General features: G+C 39.5%; 27 protein-coding genes and 1 pseudogene. 25 read left to right on the plus strand and 3 right to left on the minus strand.

Annotated features, from left to right (window positions below; genetic code table 11):
* Nucleotides 1–62 precede the first annotated feature (62 nt).
* The 24 genes and pseudogenes from FVA72_RS14945 (at nt 63) to FVA72_RS15060 (ending at nt 13,071) form a co-directional block, all read left to right on the plus strand.
* On the plus strand, nt 63–710 hold the full coding sequence (locus FVA72_RS14945) for a LexA family protein (RefSeq protein ID WP_131679865.1): 648 nt from the start codon (nt 63–65) through the stop codon (nt 708–710).
* A gap of 382 nt (nt 711–1,092) precedes the next feature.
* Nucleotides 1,093–1,407, plus strand: a complete 315-nt coding sequence (locus tag FVA72_RS14950) for a hypothetical protein (protein WP_165119752.1) — start codon at nt 1,093–1,095, stop codon at nt 1,405–1,407.
* Nucleotides 1,408–1,924: 517 nt separating this feature from the next.
* Nucleotides 1,925–2,179 carry a hypothetical protein gene (locus FVA72_RS14955; RefSeq protein ID WP_137019241.1) on the plus strand — a complete coding sequence of 85 codons (255 nt, stop codon included), beginning with the start codon at nt 1,925–1,927 and terminating at the stop codon, nt 2,177–2,179.
* Between the two features lie 388 nt (nt 2,180–2,567).
* Nucleotides 2,568–2,912, plus strand: coding sequence for a hypothetical protein (locus tag FVA72_RS14960; RefSeq protein WP_137019243.1), 345 nt, complete (start codon nt 2,568–2,570; stop codon nt 2,910–2,912).
* A 29-nt stretch (nt 2,913–2,941) separates the two neighbouring features.
* A complete protein-coding gene (locus tag FVA72_RS14965; protein WP_137019246.1) occupies nt 2,942–3,175 on the plus strand; it encodes a hypothetical protein in 234 nt (77 codons plus the stop codon).
* A 1-nt stretch (nt 3,176) separates the two neighbouring features.
* Complete coding sequence (locus FVA72_RS14970) at nt 3,177–3,437, plus strand: hypothetical protein (protein WP_137019248.1); 261 nt, start codon at nt 3,177–3,179, stop codon at nt 3,435–3,437.
* Nucleotides 3,438–3,501: 64 nt separating this feature from the next.
* Nucleotides 3,502–3,657, plus strand: a complete 156-nt coding sequence (locus tag FVA72_RS22105; RefSeq protein WP_165119754.1) for a hypothetical protein — start codon at nt 3,502–3,504, stop codon at nt 3,655–3,657.
* A complete protein-coding gene (locus FVA72_RS22110; protein WP_048606419.1) occupies nt 3,654–3,920 on the plus strand; it encodes a hypothetical protein in 267 nt (88 codons plus the stop codon). Before FVA72_RS22105 ends, FVA72_RS22110 begins: the two co-directional genes overlap by 4 nt.
* Complete coding sequence (locus FVA72_RS14985) at nt 3,917–4,132, plus strand: hypothetical protein (protein ID WP_137019250.1); 216 nt, start codon at nt 3,917–3,919, stop codon at nt 4,130–4,132. Before FVA72_RS22110 ends, FVA72_RS14985 begins: the two co-directional genes overlap by 4 nt.
* Before the next feature lie 14 nt (nt 4,133–4,146).
* Nucleotides 4,147–4,881: a phage recombination protein Bet gene (gene bet / locus FVA72_RS14990; protein ID WP_137019252.1), complete on the plus strand. Its 735-nt coding sequence runs from the start codon at nt 4,147–4,149 to the stop codon at nt 4,879–4,881.
* On the plus strand, nt 4,865–5,476 hold the full coding sequence (locus tag FVA72_RS14995) for a lambda exonuclease family protein (RefSeq protein WP_175427128.1): 612 nt from the start codon (nt 4,865–4,867) through the stop codon (nt 5,474–5,476). Before bet ends, FVA72_RS14995 begins: the two co-directional genes overlap by 17 nt.
* Complete coding sequence (locus FVA72_RS15000; protein ID WP_137019256.1) at nt 5,476–6,168, plus strand: HNH endonuclease signature motif containing protein; 693 nt, start codon at nt 5,476–5,478, stop codon at nt 6,166–6,168. Before FVA72_RS14995 ends, FVA72_RS15000 begins: the two co-directional genes overlap by 1 nt.
* Complete coding sequence (locus FVA72_RS15005; RefSeq protein WP_243154765.1) at nt 6,110–6,550, plus strand: single-stranded DNA-binding protein; 441 nt, start codon at nt 6,110–6,112, stop codon at nt 6,548–6,550. Before FVA72_RS15000 ends, FVA72_RS15005 begins: the two co-directional genes overlap by 59 nt.
* Nucleotides 6,551–6,612: 62 nt before the next feature.
* The gene (locus FVA72_RS15010) at nt 6,613–6,774 is read left to right on the plus strand and encodes a hypothetical protein (RefSeq protein WP_165119758.1); all 162 of its coding nucleotides are present in this window, start codon (nt 6,613–6,615) and stop codon (nt 6,772–6,774) included.
* Nucleotides 6,775–6,824: 50 nt separating this feature from the next.
* On the plus strand, nt 6,825–7,148 hold the full coding sequence (locus FVA72_RS15015; RefSeq protein ID WP_137019260.1) for a hypothetical protein: 324 nt from the start codon (nt 6,825–6,827) through the stop codon (nt 7,146–7,148).
* Nucleotides 7,148–7,408, plus strand: a complete 261-nt coding sequence (locus tag FVA72_RS22115; protein ID WP_137019262.1) for a hypothetical protein — start codon at nt 7,148–7,150, stop codon at nt 7,406–7,408. Before FVA72_RS15015 ends, FVA72_RS22115 begins: the two co-directional genes overlap by 1 nt.
* A gap of 157 nt (nt 7,409–7,565) precedes the next feature.
* Nucleotides 7,566–7,745 carry a hypothetical protein gene (locus tag FVA72_RS15025; protein WP_137019264.1) on the plus strand — a complete coding sequence of 60 codons (180 nt, stop codon included), beginning with the start codon at nt 7,566–7,568 and terminating at the stop codon, nt 7,743–7,745.
* Complete coding sequence (locus FVA72_RS15030) at nt 7,738–8,115, plus strand: hypothetical protein (RefSeq protein ID WP_137019266.1); 378 nt, start codon at nt 7,738–7,740, stop codon at nt 8,113–8,115. Before FVA72_RS15025 ends, FVA72_RS15030 begins: the two co-directional genes overlap by 8 nt.
* A gap of 612 nt (nt 8,116–8,727) precedes the next feature.
* Nucleotides 8,728–9,774: a tyrosine-type recombinase/integrase gene (locus FVA72_RS22120; RefSeq protein ID WP_137019268.1), complete on the plus strand. Its 1,047-nt coding sequence runs from the start codon at nt 8,728–8,730 to the stop codon at nt 9,772–9,774.
* A gap of 39 nt (nt 9,775–9,813) precedes the next feature.
* Nucleotides 9,814–10,038: pseudogene (locus tag FVA72_RS15040) on the plus strand (type I secretion system permease/ATPase); the annotation flags it as partial.
* A 169-nt stretch (nt 10,039–10,207) separates the two neighbouring features.
* Nucleotides 10,208–10,501 carry a LexA regulated protein gene (gene ybfE / locus FVA72_RS15045; protein ID WP_004256256.1) on the plus strand — a complete coding sequence of 98 codons (294 nt, stop codon included), beginning with the start codon at nt 10,208–10,210 and terminating at the stop codon, nt 10,499–10,501.
* Nucleotides 10,502–10,655: 154 nt separating this feature from the next.
* Entirely contained in the window at nt 10,656–11,183 is a 528-nt protein-coding gene (gene fldA / locus FVA72_RS15050) for a flavodoxin FldA (RefSeq protein WP_004256261.1), read from the plus strand.
* 268 nt (nt 11,184–11,451) lie between these two features.
* A complete protein-coding gene (fur, locus tag FVA72_RS15055; protein ID WP_004256285.1) occupies nt 11,452–11,901 on the plus strand; it encodes a ferric iron uptake transcriptional regulator in 450 nt (149 codons plus the stop codon).
* A gap of 636 nt (nt 11,902–12,537) precedes the next feature.
* The gene (locus FVA72_RS15060) at nt 12,538–13,071 is read left to right on the plus strand and encodes a bactofilin family protein (RefSeq protein WP_243154715.1); all 534 of its coding nucleotides are present in this window, start codon (nt 12,538–12,540) and stop codon (nt 13,069–13,071) included.
* Nucleotides 13,072–13,246: 175 nt separating this feature from the next.
* On the opposite strand, the gene chiP is transcribed toward FVA72_RS15060, so the two are convergent.
* Both chiP and ansB read right to left on the minus strand, forming a co-directional pair.
* Nucleotides 13,247–14,644 carry a chitoporin ChiP gene (gene chiP / locus FVA72_RS15065; protein WP_004256290.1) on the minus strand — a complete coding sequence of 466 codons (1,398 nt, stop codon included), beginning with the start codon at nt 14,642–14,644 and terminating at the stop codon, nt 13,247–13,249.
* Nucleotides 14,645–15,181: 537 nt separating this feature from the next.
* Nucleotides 15,182–16,225: an L-asparaginase 2 gene (gene ansB / locus FVA72_RS15070; RefSeq protein ID WP_004256291.1), complete on the minus strand. Its 1,044-nt coding sequence runs from the start codon at nt 16,223–16,225 to the stop codon at nt 15,182–15,184.
* A 194-nt stretch (nt 16,226–16,419) separates the two neighbouring features.
* On the opposite strand from ansB, the gene ycaO reads away from it, so the two are divergent.
* Nucleotides 16,420–18,174: a 30S ribosomal protein S12 methylthiotransferase accessory factor YcaO gene (gene ycaO, locus FVA72_RS15075; RefSeq protein WP_110591443.1), complete on the plus strand. Its 1,755-nt coding sequence runs from the start codon at nt 16,420–16,422 to the stop codon at nt 18,172–18,174.
* 67 nt (nt 18,175–18,241) lie between these two features.
* Here ycaO and FVA72_RS15080 read toward each other — a convergent pair whose 3' ends face one another.
* Complete coding sequence (locus tag FVA72_RS15080; RefSeq protein ID WP_137019270.1) at nt 18,242–19,837, minus strand: UxaA family hydrolase; 1,596 nt, start codon at nt 19,835–19,837, stop codon at nt 18,242–18,244.
* Between the last annotated feature and the right edge of the window lie 24 nt (nt 19,838–19,861).

Genomic DNA, 19,861 nt, shown 5'->3' on the forward strand with positions numbered 1-19,861 from the left:
AGACATCTTAAATTATGTATTTTTAGGACTCTTAAGTCAAGAAGATTTAAGATAACTTAATTATGAATATTTCAAACATTGGCGACCGCATTAAATTGCGAAGAAAAGAGTTAAAACTCAAACAGGCTGATCTAGCTAAAAAGATTGGCGTTACTGGCTCGGCTATCTCTCAATGGGAAAGCGGAGTTACAGAGCCAGATGGCGGTAATCTAATAGCATTAGCAAGCTCATTAGGCTGCACCCCTGAGTATCTTTTAAGCGGCAAGGAAAGCGCTGGAGATAATGTAGGGTTCTCTAAATTTCATCACGCTAGAGGTGAATATCCGTTAATAAGTTGGGTTAGCGCTGGTAATTGGAGTGAGGCATTGGAGCCTTATCATAGAAAATCCATTGATGATTGGTACGAAACAACTGTTAGTTGCTCAGAAGAGTCTTTTTGGCTTGATGTTATTGGTGACTCCATGACCTCGCCTTCCGGCTTAAGTATCCCCGAGGGCATGGTGATACTTGTAGACCCTAATATTGAACCCATCAACGGTAAACTTGTTGTGGCGAAGCTGAATGACGAAGCAACATTTAAACAATACATTGCTGATGCAGGCTCTATTTATCTGAAGCCCCTCAATCCGCAATACCGAATGATTCCTATTAATGGCAACTGTAAAATTATCGGCGTTGTCGTTGATGCCAGAATAAAGAAACTTCCATAATCCACCTACAGCCCTTCATGCGAGGGCTTTTCTTTACCATCACAAACTCAATCAAACTCCAAATCCATCCCCAAGAAAGTTTTCTTAAATAAATTAATTTAAGTTTTCTAAAATTAATGTTGACTTAAAACTTAAGATGTCTTAAATTTAACTCATCGAAGGCAAGGAGCCATAGATAAACAGGATGTTAGCTCTTTAAGCAGATAGCGCTGTAAAAGCGCAAACCAAAGACAGTATGTTTTGGGATTGGTGAACGCTAAGGCTGATTAGCAATATAGGAATCGGCAATAACTAAGTAAGTCGCGTGTCGCATGACGTAACACCGAAAGTAGGAGATCAGCACCTACCACCAATCACCAAAGCAAACTGAAAGGGGAAAACTATGTGTAACTTTCACGGCTACAACAACGCCAGAGCACGCAGAATGGAACGCAGAAAAGCATTGCAGGAAGCGCACGCATTAACTGAAAGCTTAAAAGCAGCAATACATGGCGAACCAGCAAAAGAAGAAAAACGCCCTACTTTATCACTAACACGAAAACCAATTAGCCGAGTTGAAAAAGCAATTTCAATTCGCAGCACTAAAGTTTATGACTCAGCAGATAACACCTGCTTACCAAATTCAAGTATTTACTCAGCTAAATATAGAAAATCTGGTACGCTGTTGGAATCTGGAGAAGTAACTGCGAGAGCTTAATATAGTGGAAACGCCAATGAGAATTGAATGCCCTGTATGTAAAAGGCTTTTCAACCCGATGAATCCTAAATATCACATTGATAAGTACCACGCGAATGCAAGTGATAGCGAGCTGATAAGAATTAGAGACGCTAAGCGTAAGGTTCTAGGTAGCGAAAAGCCAGTAAAGAACAAGCATTACCTGCTAAAAAGCATAAATAAACACAACGGTTCGCCACCAATGCAAGGCGGATTACCCTCACTAGGGAAGAAAAGATAAACCTCGCAAATGCGGGGTTTTTTATTACCTAAATTTAGATGGGTGGGATATGAAAACGAAAGTTACCTGTCCGTTGTGTCTAAGGACATTTGACCCGCGATTACCAGTTATGCACATCAGCAAGTATCACAAAGATGCTACTGATGCTCAGTTAGCGAAGATCAGAAACGCTCGCAGGAATGCGACACACGCAAGCAACCACGGCTACGCAAGCCGGTTATGAGTGATGGAAGCATCACGGCGAGATAGGAGGATAATATGGTTCAGCCAGAAAGAGTTCAAATTATGTATAGAACAGCGGATCAAGTCTCGCGCGTAAAAAATGAGTTGGCTGGCTCTTTTATGTATTTCGCAAGAGCTGAAGATGCGATGGAAACTGGTTTGTTTTGCCAGAAATTGGTTGTTCCATTCTGGGGTGATGAGGATAAGTTTGACTTCCTTGATAAAAGATTTGAAGTGAAAAGTCGAAGTAATCTATCACCAACAGAGCAGAGTTTACTTTTTGATAGTTAACTAATTACAGTTCATCAAGGTGGGCTGTGGTGAGATAGCTTTTTTGACAGCACGACAATAAGCCAAAGGCAATAAATCGGTCTCGCCATAGATGTAAGTACCGTTTGAATCGGAGGATTTATGTAACAAGAAAATCGGATAGACCGCAGCCGCATATCGGCAAAGGTTAGGTAGTGACTAACCCCTGAGTAGCATGATCGCTAGCCTGTGTAGCGACGGGTCAAGGTTCCTATATTACAAATAGCTCTGGTAAAGCAGCGTACAAGCCAAATACGCACCAGTTATTAGCGGCGATTGAGCGGCATGAACTCAAGGGCATGAGCGCGTCCACTGCGAGAGTGTGGATTATCAATAGGTTGGTGAGTTGATTAATAGATAGGAGATAGAGATGGATTACAGTAAATGTAATTTTGTTTCAGCTTTGCAAATTTCGCATAGTTCAAGATATAAGCCACAAATAAGGGTTAATGTGAAAACAGGGAATGTCTCGATAAGCCGACACGTCAACGAAGGGCTTCCGTTTGTTTTGATATGGGTAGATGAGAATAAAAAAGCAATACGCTTAAAAATGTCAGAAACCGAGGGTGTTAGGGTTCATTACGATGTAAAGACCTGCCTTTTCCATCTTACCAATAGAGTTCACGAGTTGATTTTAGATGGATTCGATTCCGCTAAGTCGAAAGTAATAGTCTTAGAAAAAGGCGATGACGGTGCGTGGTATGGCAGGTTCTAGCATCGTGTTTAGTTAATAACGGAGGGAGTATGACAGATAAAACAGGTGGAGCGGCTTTTCCAATTCCAGCAACAGAGTTACATGGCACTGATACAGGTATGACATTGCGTGATTATTTCGCTGCTAAATGCATGCAAGGAGATTGGGCAACAGAGCGCATGGATAGCGGATATTGGTCACAGGATAACATTGACGCTATTTTCAAGGATAAAGCTGAAACTTACTACCGCATGGCAGATGCAATGTTAAAGGCTAGGGGGTGATATGGAATTTAAGCATAGTCCAGCGCCGTGGATGGCTACAAAAAGAGAGTTTTTCATAGAGTTATATGATGACAACGGAAGCTATGTTGGATTGACTAACTCTACAGCCAACGCCCATCTAATCGCAGCAGCACCAGAGTTATTAGAGGCTTTGATTGAGCTAACTGAAAGCGCCAAAGAGGCTATTGATGGTCTAGGTGATTTATCGGACGCAATAGACACAGCCAAAGCAGCAATCGCAAAAGCCCTCGGTCAGCAGTAACCCACCGCACCAACACCAGGACCTAAATAACAATCGCTATCAATCGATAAGTGAGGGATTTCTCATGCCAAAAATTAACGAATTAAAACGTCAGGAACTCAGCTATCGACTGAATAGCGATAGCTTCAAGGATGAAGTTAAAAGCAAAATTAAGTGGGACTGGATAGCTTTTATTATCTCCTTAATTGCTTTCATGGCTCTGATACCGAGGTGGATATGACATTGCACATAAATACAAAAGGTTATTACCCATCAATAACGTTTGATAAAGACTTCAGGTTATCAATTGAAAATCATGAAGTGCAAAAAATAGAGGGAGACACGGACGCTCTCTTTACTGCAATGGATGCACCGATTGAGGAGATAGTGGATTTCCTCTTAAAGCATGAATGGACTGATGCGCTTATGGAAGAGTACATCACCAGAGGGAAAGGAAGCCTAATATTTTCGGCAGTGGCCAAGTTAAGTAAGGACGCAGCATGAGAATTTCAGAGTATGAAAACTTCGCCACTATTCCAGACCGTGAGCACTTAGCAAATCAGGATGATGGGCTAACTAATGAAATGGCTCAGCGGTTTTATGATGCGGTCATGGATGAAACTCCGCATCTAATACAAAAACTTAATGAATCTGAACTTAATGGCATTTGGAATGGATTATTTAAAGCCGCTAAGTCTGAAAACTTACTGAGATAATCAAAGGGAAAAATATGAGTAACTCACTAGTTTCAATGGCTGGCTCACTTGCCAAAAAGTTAGAGCTGGCTATTGATGAGAAAGACCTAATTCAAACATTGAAATCCACGGCGTTTAAAGCCGAAGCAACAGACCAGCAGTTTCTATCACTTCTCATTGTCGCCAATCAATACAACTTAAACCCTTGGACTAAAGAAATTTATGCCTTCCCAGATAGAACAGGAATTGTTCCAGTTGTTGGTGTTGATGGTTGGTCACGCATTATTAATGAAAATAAAAATTTCGATGGTATGGAGTTCGTTATGGATGGCGACTCATGCACCTGCAAAATTTATCGCAAAGATAGAAACCACCCTACCTCAGTTACTGAGTATATGGATGAGTGTAATAGAAACACTCAACCTTGGAAGTCACACCCAAAACGGATGTTACGACATAAGGCAATGATTCAATGCGCTCGATTAGCTTTTGGTTTTGCAGGTATTTATGACCAAGACGAAGCCGAGAGAATTACTGAAAACACGCCAACTGGCGTTATTAACGGGCAAGAAAGCCACGAAAAAAGAGCTGAACTAATCGCTAAGTGCGAAGCGGCAGCAGCCAAAGGAATGGACGCATTTAAACAATTATGGATGGAGTTATCAGGGGATGAGCGAACCATTATCGGATCCGCTGAAAAGGAACGAATTAAAAACTCTATAGCCATCGATGCTGAATTTACCGAGGTGCCAAGTGGAGCAGAGAACTGACGAATGGTATGCGGCAAGACTAGGATGTGTTACCGCCAGTAACTTATCAAAAGTAATGGCAAAAGGAAGCGGAGCAACTCGTAGAAATTATATGGCTCAGCTAATTTGCGAAACGCTAACAGGACAAAAGGAAGAGTCCTTTAAATCAGCCAGTATGGAGCGTGGAAACGAGCTTGAGGCAGTTGCAAGGGAAATGTATTGCCTCAATGAGTTCGACGCCACAGTGACAGAAACAGGCTTTATCCCTCACCCATCTATCGAAGGATTCGGAGCTAGCCCTGATGGGTTAGTAGATGAAGATGGACTTATTGAAATCAAATGCCCTAACACTGCAACTCACCTAGAAACGCTTAGGACAGGAAAACCTAAGACTGAATATCTATTACAAATTCACGGGCAAATGATGTGCACTGGACGAAAATGGTGCGACTTTGTCAGCTACGACAATCGCCTCCCAGTAAACCTAGCCTATTTCAAAACACGGATTGTTTTTAATGACGAGTTAGCACAAGAAATCGAACAGGAAGTTCGTAAATTCTTAAATGAACTCAAGGAAGAAATAGAAAAGTTAACTAAATATGCGGAGGCTTCTTAATGGATAGCAAAGTCTGCGATTGGTGCGGCTCTACATTCGAAAGAGCAACTAGGCTAAGTGATAACCAATGGAATGATAGGAGATTTTGTTCCAAGAAGTGCTCAGGCTCAAAATTACGACTTAATTTCGATGAAATACAAAACCAATACAAATCAGGGCTATCTGCTACTGAAATCGCTAATTCAATAGGCTGCGCATCTATCACCATCATGAGATTGCTTAAATCAAATAATGTTGACGTAAGAACACGCCAAGAAATTGGAAAACTATCCCACTCAAAACCAGATGTAAAAATGAAGTTATCCATTGCGGCTATGGGGAGAAAATTACCTGAATCAGCCAAGGAAAAACTTAGAGACCGAGTTGGAGATAAAAACCACAATTGGGGCGGAGGGCTAACTATATCTAAAGGTGGGTATTTGGTGTTCACCAATAGTTCCGCCAATGGAATAAATCGAAATAAATATCTTCATGTAGTTATCTGCGAATACAAATATGGAAGAAAGATGAAAAAGGGAGAGCATGTTCATCATATTGATGGGAATAAGCTAAATAATCATCCAGATAACTTGCTAATACTGACCGCGTCAGAGCACGCGAAACTACACGCTAAGGAAAGAAATAATGCAAGACATGAATCAATGCAACTTCACGGGAAGAATCGGGAGTTTGGAGTTGAAATATACACCTAACGGAACAGCAATAATGCAATTTTCCCTAGCCGTTGGTGATTCAAAGAAAGGCGATAATGGTCAATGGACTGACCAAACAACATGGATTCGCTGTAAAGCATGGAAAGGAACGGCAGAATTCATGGATAGGAATACACAGAAAGGAACTCAAATTCGTATCACTGCCAGAGTTGAAGTTGAAGAGTGGGAAGATAAACAAACAGGACAAAAGAGAACGGCTACTATTTTTAATGTTCGTGAAGTACAGCCGCTATCAAACAGAAAAGATAGCAATAATCAGGCAGGAAGCCAGCAACCAGCGCGACAACCTCAGCAGCCACAGCAACAAGCGCCGCAGAATGAGCCACCGATGGATTGGGATGACCAAGAAATCCCATTCTGACCCTTCCCTGTGTGATTTAACCAAAGGATATATTTGCAAGGATGCAAACAGGAGATAGATATATGAATAATGAAAATTGTAGTTTTGAAGAATGGCACGATTTATTAATGCAAGTAGCAGCAGACCACGGCGGTAGCGCAGCAGAAGCAGACGCTTGGCGTGATTATTACGAAGCAGGAAAAACACCACTTGAAGCGTGGGTTGATGAATGGGGTGAGTATTAATCAGGGAAAGGATTAATTAACCCGCAGGGATGCAATGAAGAGGAATGAATATGAACGATTTTATATACCAAGGACAAATTATGAAATTTATCGTACCAGAGCCAGACCCTAAAAATATTTGCAACCTTTGTGGTGGCAATGTCGGCAAAGACAATTTAATTCAAGGTCAGGCAGCAAATATTTGCTTTGACTGCTCGGATTTAGCAAAGGAAATAGCAGATAAGGAACGCGAAAGATTATCGAAAAAAGAAATAGAACGCATAGTGGCTGTTATTTCTACTGATAAAGAAGGCTTAACTGATATTGGCATGTCTACTACTGCTCATGTATACGCTGAACGCTTATATAAAGCCGGATATAGAAAGGTGGAGTGATGGATAAATCAAGGCAGCAATTTGAAGAGTGGTTTAAAAAAGAATGTAATAAAAAAAGCTATAACGAAGATACGATATTACTGCTATATGGCGCGTTATTCGATGTATGGCAAGCATCACGCGAGAGTTTAATTAATAACTTGGAGCCTGTCGGTTATATGGAATCAAATGGCGTTGATTATATTAATAAGCATGGATTCACTCATATTAACGCTGAGAAATCAGGGTCAATAAACATTCCACTCTATAAAAAAGATTAAATAACCATGCAAATAATCGGATATGTATTACTCATGCTAATACAGGGTTCTGCTGTGCCTGTATCTGAGCAAATATACACACAGCAAGAATGCGAGAGTCGTGCTATGCAGATAATGCAGGTGCGGGATGTTGAGATAGTTTGTGGGGAGGTAATTCGTGGAAGGTGAATTTAAAGTTGGTGATAAAGTTACTCCAATAGTCGATGATTCTAGCTGGATTGCGCCGGATGAACCATGCGTGATTATAGGCATCGATACAACTTCTATCTGCATAGAAAACGAAGAAGGCTTTGTGGATTATTATCAACCTGATGAACTGGAGTTAATTAATGAATAAATACACCGAACTCTCTGACTTCGAGATTAATAAAAAGGTATTCATTCTTAATTGTAAGTATGATTGCATTCAGTATAAAGATATCAAACAGCGCACTGGAAGTTTAAAGTTATTTCAGCGCCAACTAAAATCCAGCATAAAATATGACAATGAAGAGACGTGGGAAGAAACAGAATGGATTGATTTCTTTAGCCCTGCAATGGCAATGAGCTTGGTAGAGACGAATAAAATTGCCATTAGCTATGTGGATGAAATTTGGCAATGTGGCTCTGGTTGGAATGTGGTAGAAGATAAAAAGCTAACTCGTGCAATATGCCTAGCATATTTATTAATGAAGGATGCAGAGAATGAGAATAACAACAACAGTTAAAAATAAAGATGATAGTGAGTTAATTGATTTCTGCAATACATGCCTAATTAGTTTCATTCCATCTAAAAATATAGATTGTGCATATGCATACAAAGACATGCAGGTATGGATAGTCAGAAAGAAAAACGGAAATATATCAGTTAAAGGTTATCGAACTTAATTAAATAGCATAGGTGGCCTATGACACCACAGGAGCATGAAAACGGATTGCGAGCAGTGGCAAGGAAATGCCACAAGGAACTGAAGAATTACGAAAAAATAACCAACGAAATATCAACCAAAACTCTACTCAAGCACCTACCCGAATTCACTAAATATTTACCATCCGATAAGAAACAAAAGTACACACCTAACATGTGGCTCAATCACTATGTTATGACGATAGATAAGGAGATTAATAGTGGATGACTCTCTTTATACAATAAAAGAATACGCATCGATGATCCGACTGTCATCTTCAACGGTATACCGAAACCCTGCAAGATATTACATGTTCAGGGTCGGTAGCTCATGGAGAGCAAACAAGGAAAGCCTAAAAAAGTTTGAACAGGCGCAGTTTAACGACAATAATGTCTATCGGCTGGCTTTGGTCGGTAGTAAGAGGAAAACCAAATGCCAATATACAAAAGAGGCAGCAAGTATTGGGTCGATGTATCCACCCCAACTGGCGAGAGAATTAGACGCTCTACTGGCACCTCAGACAAAATAAAAGCACAAGAATATCACGACAAACTAAAGCATGACCTGTGGCAGCAGGATAAGCTTGATAAGCAACCAGATCGGATATTTGAAGATGCAATCATTTTGGCTCTTAAGGATGCCAAGGGGCAAACAAGCTTTAAAACTAAGCAAGCTTACTCTAAGTATTTTATCGCTATTTTAGGTGGAAAAAAGCTCTCATCAATCACTAGTGATGATATAGCAAATGCAATTCCGGATTATAGCCCCATTACTAAGCGTAAGTTAACAAGTGCAACAAAGAATAGATATCGCTCATTTGTTTTAAGGGCTTTTTCATTGGCACACAAGATGGGGTGGTTAACCAAGTCATCCTATATACCACGGATGAAAGAGCCCACTGTTAGGGTTCGATGGTTAGAAAAGTGGGAAGCTGAACTACTACTGTCTAACATCAAAGTTAAGTGGATGAAGGATTTTGTTTCTATTGCTATTTTAACGGGTATGAGAAAAAGCGAGATATTATCGCTTAAATGGAAAAGTGTAGACCTAGTTAGAAGAGTTGCTCATGTAACTGCAGATAATGCAAAGTCAGGACGAGCTAGACCGGTTCCTCTAAATGATGTGGCCATTGAAATTCTAAATGGGATTGAAAAAGATGGTGACTATGTGTTTTCCAACGAAGGAAAGCGAAGGAGTAACTATTATCGTGAATGCTATTACCAGGCATTGGCTGATTCTGGCATAACTGATTTCACTTTTCACGACCTCAGACATACATGGGCAAGTTGGCACGCACAAAGTGGAACTCCACTGATGGTGTTAAAAGAAATGGGAGGATGGGAGACTTTAGAAATGGTTCAGAAATACGCACACTTTAGCGGTCAACATTTAACCAAATATAGTGAGCATGTCACAATCTCGACACAGTCGAAGAATGAAGCCAGTCAAAAGCCACATCTAACACTTTTAACTGGCTGATGTTAAACGATTAATTTCACACATCCAAAATTCAAAATCACTTCGACTTTAGATTACGAGTCAGAAGCTGCCATTATGGAAAATATGCCTTTAATTACGCAAGGAAGAACAGTCATTAGTATTGCTCACCGACTCAACACGATTATGCATGCTGATAGGATATGTGTTATTTGCCAAGGAGAAGTACACGAAATGGATACACACGAAAACTTGCTCAAATCAAATGGCTTATACGCCAATTTATGGCGCCAACAAACGCAATAACACGGATAAAAAAGCATCACACCTATAGCAAGTGGTGCTTTTTTACTAAAAGCGCTCATTTTACAACCGATTAAACCAAATCATCGTAGATGAAGCTATAGCACAAGGGGATTAGCTAGGGTATCATGGCGCGCTGAATTACTGGCACACCCTTTTAGCAGTTATAGACATGGCAAAAGAACAAACGGATCGAACTACACTAGATTTGTTCGCTGAGGAACGAAGGCCTGGGCGACCTAAAACAAGCCCGCTATCACGGGATGAACAACTGAGGATCAACAAACGCAACCAACTGAAACGAGATAAAGTGAAAGGATTGCGTAGAGTTGAATTGAAACTGAACGAAGAAGCTGTCGTGATATTGAATCAGTTAGCTGAAGATAAAAATATAAGCCGTAGTGAATTGATCGAAGAAATTTTGATGTCACAACTTGAGCATGTTAACACATCAATACTCAAATAACGTTATCTTGATAAATCACACAAATTTGACAGACTTAGCATCATTTTTTCGCCAGAATAAGGCGTAATATTCTATCTATTTTCGTTCTAAGTGGGCTCTAGAAGGCGAATTTTCACTTCTAGTCCTCTTAGAAAAACAAGAGGTTAATCACTTTATGGCAGTCATAGGCATTTTCTTCGGAAGTGACACAGGTAACACAGAAAATATTGCCAAAATGATCCAAGAAAGATTGGGCAAAGATGTAGCAGAAGTTCACGATATCGCAAAATGCAGTAAAGAAGATATTGAAGCTTTTGATATTCTACTTCTCGGTATTCCAACTTGGTATTATGGTGAAGCTCAATGTGATTGGGATGATTTCTTCCCTACTCTCGAAGAAATTGATTTCGAAGGTAAACTTGTCGCCTTATTTGGTTGTGGAGACCAGGAAGACTACGCTGAATATTTCTGTGATGCTATGGGTACGATCCGCGATATTATTGAGCCTCGTGGTGCTGTTATTGTTGGTCATTGGCCAACAGAAGGTTATCACTTTGAAGTATCCAAAGGTATGGCAGATGACAACCACTTTATTGGTTTAGCTATTGATGAAGATCGTCAACCTGAGCTAACTGATGAACGTGTTGATGCATGGGTAAAACAAATCTCTGAAGAAATGTCTTTAGCTGAAATTTTAGGCTAATAGATCATATAAAGAAACCTTACCCATAGATTACACCACTGTCTTGTACAAAATGAATCACTAAGCCAGTGGCGTAATCTAAAATAACCGATAAGGTATCCTAATAGGATAGGTTCTCAAGAGATTATCAAAATAATGAGACAATGCATGGTTTCTATTTTTATTTTCCATGCCTATAATTGTAAATCAGTTTAGAAGACAACTGTATTGATGTTAAAAATGTCTCATTATTGTTAAATTTATGATTTAAGATACAGGACAAACCCGCATGACAGACAACAACAAAGCATTGAAAAATGCTGGACTCAAAGTCACTCTTCCAAGATTAAAAATTTTGGAAGTACTTCAAGAGCCTGAGTGCCACCACGTCAGTGCGGAAGATCTCTATAAAAAGCTGATCGATATGGGCGAAGAGATCGGGTTAGCAACCGTATACCGCGTGTTAAACCAATTTGATGATGCAGGTATCGTAACCCGTCACAACTTCGAGGGGGGTAAATCTGTATTCGAGTTAACTCAGCAACATCACCATGACCATTTAATCTGTTTAGATTGTGGAAAAGTGATTGAGTTTACTGACGAATCCATTGAAACTCGCCAAAAAAATATCGCTGCTCGCCATGGCATTAAACTATCTAACCATAGTTTATATCTATATGGTCATTGCGCAGATGGTGATTGCCGTGATAATGCTGACGCACACGAAGCAAAAGAGTAATAGTATTCAACCATCGCTGATAAAACGTAATGGTTAAAAATACCAAAACCCTGATAATAAACTTTATCAGGGTTTTTTATTTCAAATATCCATATTTTTTTCACTCAATTAGTGATAATTTATGATGAGTAACTTAAATTTAACTATTTATCACTACAATTTTTAGTTAAAAAAAAATTTTCCTAGAAACTATAATAGTTGCAATTCAAATCAAAACCCTTATATTATTTCACTGATGAATATATTCTATCATCTAGAATTATACTTATATATCAAAGTGGTATATAAATAATATTATAGATGTTTTCTAATTTTTCATACTATATAAAAATTATTTTATTTCCTTTCTATTATTTTAACTATAATTTAGAAAGTTGATGATTCAAATGTAGTCATAAAGTTAAAATACACTTTAAATGCACAATTACATTTATTGACTAAACTAATTACGTATTTTAGTAATTTGTAAGAGATTATCTGATGAAAAAAACATATCTTTTTCTCAACACAAGTTTTTTCTTCTGGTTTCTTACTTTAATAGGGTGGTTTTTTAGCTATTTAACTATCACCTTATTTTCGTTCGTATTATCAGTGCTATTCTTGATCGTATACTTCAATCAAAAAAAGGTAAGTAAAATGTTCACCAAAAGACAAAACAAGCCCACGCCTACATCGGCGCCCCCTTCTATAAGTAATGAGCCTGAAGTGACTGCAAAGATAGAAGAACAAATTACACTATCAACGCCTACTATTAGTGAAGAAAAATCGAATACGGTTATCTCTAGGGACGTTATTTTTGAAGGGAATATTACCTCTAATGAGCAAGTACATATCTATGGAAAAGTCATTGGAAATATAACAGGAAAAGATAATACTGTTAAAGTCATGTTAAACGGCCAAGTCACGGGAAATATCACCTGTAAAGAACTGGTAGTTAATGGGCGTATTGAAGGTGAGTGCTTATCTGATACTATTTGTATTGAAAATAATGGCGAAATCCACGGTACTATCCATTACAGTAGCTTATCGATTAAAAAAGGTGGGGTTTTATCTGGCCATGCTCAAATTAAAAATCCTCCTCATCAATCGGAAAAAGTTACCATATTAAAAGATAAGTTAAAACAAGACGCTATCATACCCAATGAAAGTGTAAATAACGCTTCTTTGTAGTCACCATAAAAATAAGGTGAATATACCCACCTTATTTTCAATTTTTATATCAGTATTTACACCTATTAAAACATCTCATTAATATTAAAATATATGACAAACCTCTTTCCTATCTAGGCAAATGACTGCCATAGTTCCCCTATAGCAGTCATTTGTTACTAAAATATTTTCTACTCTAGAATACAGTAAATGGCATCATTACCATAAACTTAATATCTTTTTCATCTTGGAAAATATTTCCATAACCACCACCATAACTCGGAATATCTGTATGATTATCATATTTGGTAAAATGCAGCTTAAATAGCGTATCTTTTGCTCTACCTGACTGCACGGTATATAAAATATCAAAGTTCCATGCACTTTCTTTTAAGCGTACATCTTGAGCATATTGGCTATTCGTACTTGGTTTAGCATCCCAACCATAAATATATGAGGTTCCGACTTTCCATCCAGCTAAATCCCAATTTTTTAAATCATACATAACACCAGCCATAACGGCTTTTTCATTATTAGCATTCCAGTCTGAACGGCCATCCCACCAGATATCCATGCGGCCATTTGATGTTGCCCAACCAGGGGTCATACGCTGTAGGAAATAACCTTGATTACCTTTAGCTTTTACATAGGTTCCCTCTAATTTAAAATCAAATTCATCGTAAGTGTAACCTAATGTCATCGCTTGCAACCAAGCTAAACCGTCATAAACATCATTAACTCCGCCGTCTGAAACCTTGTCTTTTGCTCCATAAAATTGATAAGACATACGTAAATCACGGTCTACAACAGGAACAGCATAGGAAACCTTGGCAAAATATTGGTCCATATAGCTTTTTGCTTGCCCATATGCCCCTTCAAGAACTAAGTTGTTTTTAAAGTCATATTTGAAACCAATTGATTGTAAATAGCTGATCCCAGTTTTACCATCCGCTTCACGAAAATCATACATACTGCGGTACCAAGGTGCTTTATAGCGGTCGGTCCACATATAGGACATGCTGAGTTCACCATTTTGCTCAAAATCAAACACCCCGCCCACCTCTAATCCACGGTATGTTCCAGGCATATAACTCCAATGGGATGCTAATAGCGTTTGCCCCGTTGGTTGAATATAGCCACCTCTCCCCCAGAAAGGGCCATATTTCAATTTTGCGGCCGCTTTATAAAAAGTCACACCACTACGATCCCCTGTCCATTTTTCATCCCAACGTGATTTTGCGTCACTAAAACCGATTTCATTTGGTGCAGCAGGCCCACTGTTCGATAGCTCAATAGCTGTAAAACCCGCTAAATCAAGCCCAATAATGTCCTGAAAATAGCCTGAAGAGAAATCTAGGCTGGCATTAAACGTTGAGTGTTTAAGATTATCCGCATACTTTTTATATTTATCACTATTAGGGTCTAAATCTTTACGTGAACGATCTCGTTGCCAGTAGTAAAGGCCACCAGTAAGTTTTGAATCTTCAAGAAATTGCTCCGCATGCATGATTGGCTGGTAACCAATAGGCAGCATCGCTATTGCGATTTTTAAGACGAGCAATTTCCTGCCAGTATTGACATTTTTATTAACCATTCTTGTATTCCTCTAATATTTTTTAATTTTATTTTTCGGCCGAAATACGATTTAACTTTCCATTTAAATCTAAATATTCACAATGAGTTATGCCTCTTGCGATGTATTTAGCCTATTTTTTGCAACGCGAATTATCAACACAGATACAAGCTTTGTTGCCAAAATATGATCAACGACACATTAATTTTAATTAATTGCCATTATCACCAGTGATGACCTTGCTAAAAATAAAATGTAATAAATTGATAAATATAAAAAATATATAGAGAATACACATAAGAAAGGGTTCAAGATAAAATCAATAAATTAACTGTTTGTACCTTAATTTTTCCTATTTTGTAGGAATTCTCAAAGTTCTATCACCACATTGACCTAATTGCCTTAAAAAAGCTCAGATTACTGAGTCAAATAATTAGGATAAATGTTGTTGTACTGAAAAATAACATACGTAAGTATAAAATTTCTTAACAAACAATAAAGCTAACGGGGTACAGGCTACTGCACCCCGCTGTATTAAATTAACACTTGTTTTGATAATTAATATTTTTCGAATAATGCCTGAATTTGCTGAGGATCTTTAGTCTGAGTTAAGGCTAACTGAAGCAATACACGCGCTTTTTGCGGGTTCAACCTTTCTGAAGCAACAAAACCATATAAGTTATCATCCACTTCGGCATTTCTTGTCGTATAACCTGTTGGTACACGACTTGAACGAACGACAACCACGTCTTCTTTCGCTGCTTTTGCTAAAGCGTCAAATACCGCTTTATACATATTACCGTTACCCACACCTGCGCTTACAACCCCTTCAACCCCTTCTTCTCTCAAAGCTTTCACCGGAGCCGCTGATGCATTGGCATAATTGTAAACAATGCCTACCGCAGGGAGCTTTTCGAGTTTACTGACATCGAATGCCGCTTTGTCACCACGAGGTTGCGCTGCTTGGAAATAAGTGACTTTACCATCATGAATAAAACCTTCTGCCCCACCATTAACTGCATCAAATGCCTGTACTTCAGTGGTGCTCATTTTCATCACATTACGGCCTTGCACGACTTTATCGTTCATTGCCATCAGAACACCGCGCTCTCCAGCAGACTTATCCGTCGCTAAAACTACTGCATTATACAGGTTCAAAGGACCATCAGCGCCCAAAGCTGTTGAAGGACGCATTGCACCAACCAAGACAATTGGCTTTTTACATTGCGTGGTTAAATCAAGGAAAAATGCCGTTTCTTCTAAAGTATCAGTACCATGAGTGATTACAAAACCATCTGTTTTATCGCAATCTTGGTTAATTTTTTTCGCGAGGCTCAGCCAGACTTGGTCATTCATATCTTGTGAACCAATATTCACCAATTGCTCACCACTTAAATTGGCAATTTTTTTGGTTTCTGGCACTGCATTAATTAAAGCATCAATCCCTACTTTACCCGCTTGATAACTGGAAGATGTGGCTGAATCCCCCCCACCAGCTATCGTTCCCCCTGTCGCCAATACCGTAATATTAGGTTGAGCGATAGCGGATACGGCAAACAGTGAAACCAATGTCGCCAAAAGCGCTTTATTTCTGTTTTTCATCCTATTTTCCTTTCATTAATAAACTTCAGTTATTATGTGGAATTATGCTGAATTTTATGTGACCTATACAATTATTTTAGGATAAATAATGAATTTTAAGATGATTTATCTGTGAATAAATAAAAAGCGTGAGGCTTGCGACAAAAATCCGTATCATAGGCCGTTTGAAACACTCTATTCACAAGTGACTGACAATGAGCCAAACTTTTATTCCCGGCAAAGATGCCGCTCTTGAAGATTCTATCGATGCATTTCAAACCAAATTAAAGAAATTAGGGTTTGATATTGAAGAAGCCTCTTGGTTAAACCCTGTACCCAACGTTTGGTCTGTACATATCCGCGATAAAGCGTGTCCCCTTTGCTTTACTAATGGTAAAGGAGCGAGCAAAAAAGCCGCATTAGCTTCAGCGCTTGGTGAGTATTTTGAGCGTTTATCAACGAATTACTTCTTTGCGGACTTTTACCTTGGTAAATCTATCGCTGAAGGGGATTTTGTTCATTACCCTAATGAAAAATGGTTTCCACTAACCGAAGATGATAGTTTACCTGAAGGGTTATTAGACAATCGTTTGATTAAATTTTATGACCCCGACAACGCCTTAGCCGCCAGCCAATTAATTGACTTACAATCCGGCAATGAAGAACGTGGTATCTGCGCCCTGCCATTTACCCGCCAATCAGACAATCAAACCGTATATATTCCAATGAATATCGTTGGCAACCTATATGTTTCCAACGGAATGTCTGCGGGAAATACCGCCAACGAAGCGCGTGTACAAGGCCTTTCCGAAGTCTTTGAACGCTTTGTTAAAAATAAAATCATTGCTGAAAGTATTAGCTTACCGGCTATCCCTGCTGACGTCATGGCTCGTTATCCTGCGGTAGTTGAAGCCGTTGAAACCTTAGAAAAAGAAGGTTTTCCAATTTTCTGTTATGACGCATCACTAGGCGGCCAATACCCTGTAATTTGTGTGGTCTTGTTCAATCCACAGAACGGGACTTGTTTTGCCTCATTTGGTGCTCATCCTGACTTTGGTGTTGCCCTTGAACGTACAGTCACCGAATTGCTGCAAGGCCGTGGCTTAAAAGACCTCGATGTATTTAATACACCGACCTTTGATGACGAAGAAGTGGCTGAACACACAAACCTTGAAACTCACTTTATTGATTCAAGCGGTTTAATTAGCTGGGATTTGTTTAAAGATGATGCCGATTATGCCTTTGCAGATTGGAGCTTTAAAGGCACAACTCAAGAAGAATTTGCAACGCTTATTAGTATTTTCAATACATTAGATGCTGAAGTCTATATTGCAGATTATAACCATTTGGGTGTCTACGCTTGCCGTATTTTAGTCCCAGGTATGTCTGATATTTACCCAGTAGAAGACTTACATATCGCCAATAACGCGATGGGCGCTTATTTACGTGACACGATTATCAATCTGCCTGATAGCCAATGGGAAAAACAAGATTATCTTGCCCTTATCGAGCAATTAGATGATGACGGTTTAGATGATTTTACCCGTGTTCGTGAATTACTTGGTTTGGCTGTAGGTAAAGACAATGGGTGGAGTAACCTGCGTATTGGCGAACTAAAATCCATGTTGGCACTGGCTGGTGGTGATCTCGAGCAAGCACTTACTTGGGTTGAATGGACACAAGACTTCAATAGCTCGGTATTTACTGCTGAGCGTGCAAATTATTATCGTTGCTTGCAAACCCTGTTGTTGTTATCCCAAGAAGAAGAGCGTGCCCCTGCGCAATACTACAACGCATTTGTACGTATGTATGGGCAAGAGGCAGTAGACGCAGCATCCGCTGCTATCGCTGGGGAATCATGCTTCTATGGTTTGTGGTCTATTGACGAAGAACTTAAAGCACTTCCTGCGCATCAAGCCTTGCTGGCTGCTTATGAAAAGCTGCAAAAAGCAAAGCGTGATAATGCATAATGTGAATTAAATCGTTGACGGGGAACTTGCCCCGTCAACATTTTCACAAATTATTGGTTTATATTAATTATAAATCCAATGAACGTTTCCATAATAAGAAATCAAACTGTTCTAATCGGTCCGCTTGAACCTGATAGTCACCGCTTGCCGTTTCAATCACCCGTTCAAATAACCCTTTACTAATTGTTGGTAGTGGAACCCCATCAATAATTGGCCCGCAATCATAATCAATTATGTCTGACAGACGCTCTGCAATGGCACTATTAGTCGATATTTTTAAAACTGGCACAATAGGGTTCCCTGTAGGAGTTCCAAGTCCTGTTGAAAAAATAACCACATTACACCCCGCAGCAACAAGGCCGGTAACCGCATCAACATCATTACCCGGCGTGCAAACTAATGATAACCCGCTGTCAGGCATAGGCTCCGCATAATCACACACCGCACTAATCGGCGACGTTCCGCCTTTTTTAGCCGCTCCCGTCGATTTAATTGCATCTGTTATTAATCCATCTGCAATATTACCGGGACTCGGGTTATCGGCAATCGTAGTATTAAAGAAATTTGCTGTCTTTTCATAACGCTCCATCAAATCTAAGAATTTTCTCTTATCCTCAAAAGACACGCACCGTTTCACCATATCCCCTTCTGCACCACACAATTCAGGGAATTCAGCTAAACCTGATGCGCCCCCCAAGGTCACTAACCAATCAGAAACTAGCCCCATCGCAGGATTACCCGAAATACCAGAAAAACCGTCAGAAGCGCCACATTTCACACCGAGTTTTAAATGAGACAACGGAACATCCACACGGGACTGTGGTTCGACAGCCTTCATGCACTCATAAGTTTGCTTCAAAGCGGTTTGCATCATTTCTTCTTCGCTATTCCATTCTTGCTGGCGGAAGTAAAGTGCAGGCTTATTAAAATTGGAGTTTCGAGCAGCCAGTGACTCTTTAAACATTTTGCGCTGTGCTTTTTCGCAGCCCAAACTAAACACCGTAATACCAATCACATTAGGGTGATCTGCATAGGCAGCAAGCACATCACACATCGTTTTACTGTCAGAAGTCGCCCCACCACAACCACTCGTGACCGTAATGCAACGCACGCCTTCTATATGTGGGAATAATTTAGGTTTTGCTGCTTCCCTTTGCTCCCCTGCGGTTAAATCTAACGCAAAGTTTTTCAAACTATTATTGGTATAACCTAATGCTTCATTTAAGGCATCAGTGAGCTTTGTTACATTGCGGTTTTCACAAAATACTAATGGAAAGATTAACCAATAGTTTGCAGTTCCCACTCGCCCATCTTCACGTATATAGCCTTTAAATGTACGTCCTTGATATACCGATACATCTGGCGCATTCCACTCATATGGCGCATCTTGCTCTAAAGAAACCGGAGCTGCATAGTGGCGAATATTATCGACTGTGATAACTTCACCTTTTGCGATTGGCTTTGTGGCTTTTCCTACTGCAGTACCATACATCGAAACAATGCCATCAACGGGTATCGCTTCCATGGCGAACTTGTGTTTTGCTTTCACATCGGTCACTAGGGTCACTTCTTCACTTCCCCAGTGGTAGATATCTCCTGCTTGCAGGTCTTTCAAAGCAACAATTAGGTTGTCGCTCTCATCAATTTTGAGAATTTTTTGCATGTCACACCTTCCTAAAAATTGTCA

Origin of the sequence: Providencia sp. PROV061 (genome assembly GCF_011045655.1) — a bacterium.
Lineage (GTDB): Bacteria > Pseudomonadota > Gammaproteobacteria > Enterobacterales > Enterobacteriaceae > Providencia > Providencia hangzhouensis.

Excerpts from the sequence above, each read along its gene's own strand:
- FVA72_RS14945 (WP_131679865.1), top strand. The coding sequence starts at position 63 with ATGAATATTTCAAACATTGGCGACCGCATTAAATTGCGAAGAAAAGAG.
- FVA72_RS14950 (WP_165119752.1), top strand. The coding sequence starts at position 1,093 with ATGTGTAACTTTCACGGCTACAACAACGCCAGAGCACGCAGAATGGAA.
- FVA72_RS14955 (WP_137019241.1), top strand. The coding sequence starts at position 1,925 with ATGGTTCAGCCAGAAAGAGTTCAAATTATGTATAGAACAGCGGATCAA.
- FVA72_RS14960 (WP_137019243.1), top strand. The coding sequence starts at position 2,568 with ATGGATTACAGTAAATGTAATTTTGTTTCAGCTTTGCAAATTTCGCAT.
- FVA72_RS14965 (WP_137019246.1), top strand. The coding sequence starts at position 2,942 with ATGACAGATAAAACAGGTGGAGCGGCTTTTCCAATTCCAGCAACAGAG.
- FVA72_RS14970 (WP_137019248.1), top strand. The coding sequence starts at position 3,177 with ATGGAATTTAAGCATAGTCCAGCGCCGTGGATGGCTACAAAAAGAGAG.
- FVA72_RS22105 (WP_165119754.1), top strand. The coding sequence starts at position 3,502 with ATGCCAAAAATTAACGAATTAAAACGTCAGGAACTCAGCTATCGACTG.
- FVA72_RS22110 (WP_048606419.1), top strand. The coding sequence starts at position 3,654 with ATGACATTGCACATAAATACAAAAGGTTATTACCCATCAATAACGTTT.
- FVA72_RS14985 (WP_137019250.1), top strand. The coding sequence starts at position 3,917 with ATGAGAATTTCAGAGTATGAAAACTTCGCCACTATTCCAGACCGTGAG.
- bet (WP_137019252.1), top strand. The coding sequence starts at position 4,147 with ATGAGTAACTCACTAGTTTCAATGGCTGGCTCACTTGCCAAAAAGTTA.
- FVA72_RS15000 (WP_137019256.1), top strand. The coding sequence starts at position 5,476 with ATGGATAGCAAAGTCTGCGATTGGTGCGGCTCTACATTCGAAAGAGCA.
- FVA72_RS15005 (WP_243154765.1), top strand. The coding sequence starts at position 6,110 with ATGAATCAATGCAACTTCACGGGAAGAATCGGGAGTTTGGAGTTGAAA.
- FVA72_RS15010 (WP_165119758.1), top strand. The coding sequence starts at position 6,613 with ATGAATAATGAAAATTGTAGTTTTGAAGAATGGCACGATTTATTAATG.
- FVA72_RS15015 (WP_137019260.1), top strand. The coding sequence starts at position 6,825 with ATGAACGATTTTATATACCAAGGACAAATTATGAAATTTATCGTACCA.
- FVA72_RS22115 (WP_137019262.1), top strand. The coding sequence starts at position 7,148 with ATGGATAAATCAAGGCAGCAATTTGAAGAGTGGTTTAAAAAAGAATGT.
- FVA72_RS15030 (WP_137019266.1), top strand. The coding sequence starts at position 7,738 with ATGAATAAATACACCGAACTCTCTGACTTCGAGATTAATAAAAAGGTA.
- FVA72_RS22120 (WP_137019268.1), top strand. The coding sequence starts at position 8,728 with ATGCCAATATACAAAAGAGGCAGCAAGTATTGGGTCGATGTATCCACC.
- ybfE (WP_004256256.1), top strand. The coding sequence starts at position 10,208 with ATGGCAAAAGAACAAACGGATCGAACTACACTAGATTTGTTCGCTGAG.
- fldA (WP_004256261.1), top strand. The coding sequence starts at position 10,656 with ATGGCAGTCATAGGCATTTTCTTCGGAAGTGACACAGGTAACACAGAA.
- fur (WP_004256285.1), top strand. The coding sequence starts at position 11,452 with ATGACAGACAACAACAAAGCATTGAAAAATGCTGGACTCAAAGTCACT.
- FVA72_RS15060 (WP_243154715.1), top strand. The coding sequence starts at position 12,538 with ATGTTCACCAAAAGACAAAACAAGCCCACGCCTACATCGGCGCCCCCT.
- chiP (WP_004256290.1), bottom strand. The coding sequence starts at position 14,644 with ATGGTTAATAAAAATGTCAATACTGGCAGGAAATTGCTCGTCTTAAAA.
- ansB (WP_004256291.1), bottom strand. The coding sequence starts at position 16,225 with ATGAAAAACAGAAATAAAGCGCTTTTGGCGACATTGGTTTCACTGTTT.
- ycaO (WP_110591443.1), top strand. The coding sequence starts at position 16,420 with ATGAGCCAAACTTTTATTCCCGGCAAAGATGCCGCTCTTGAAGATTCT.
- FVA72_RS15080 (WP_137019270.1), bottom strand. The coding sequence starts at position 19,837 with ATGCAAAAAATTCTCAAAATTGATGAGAGCGACAACCTAATTGTTGCT.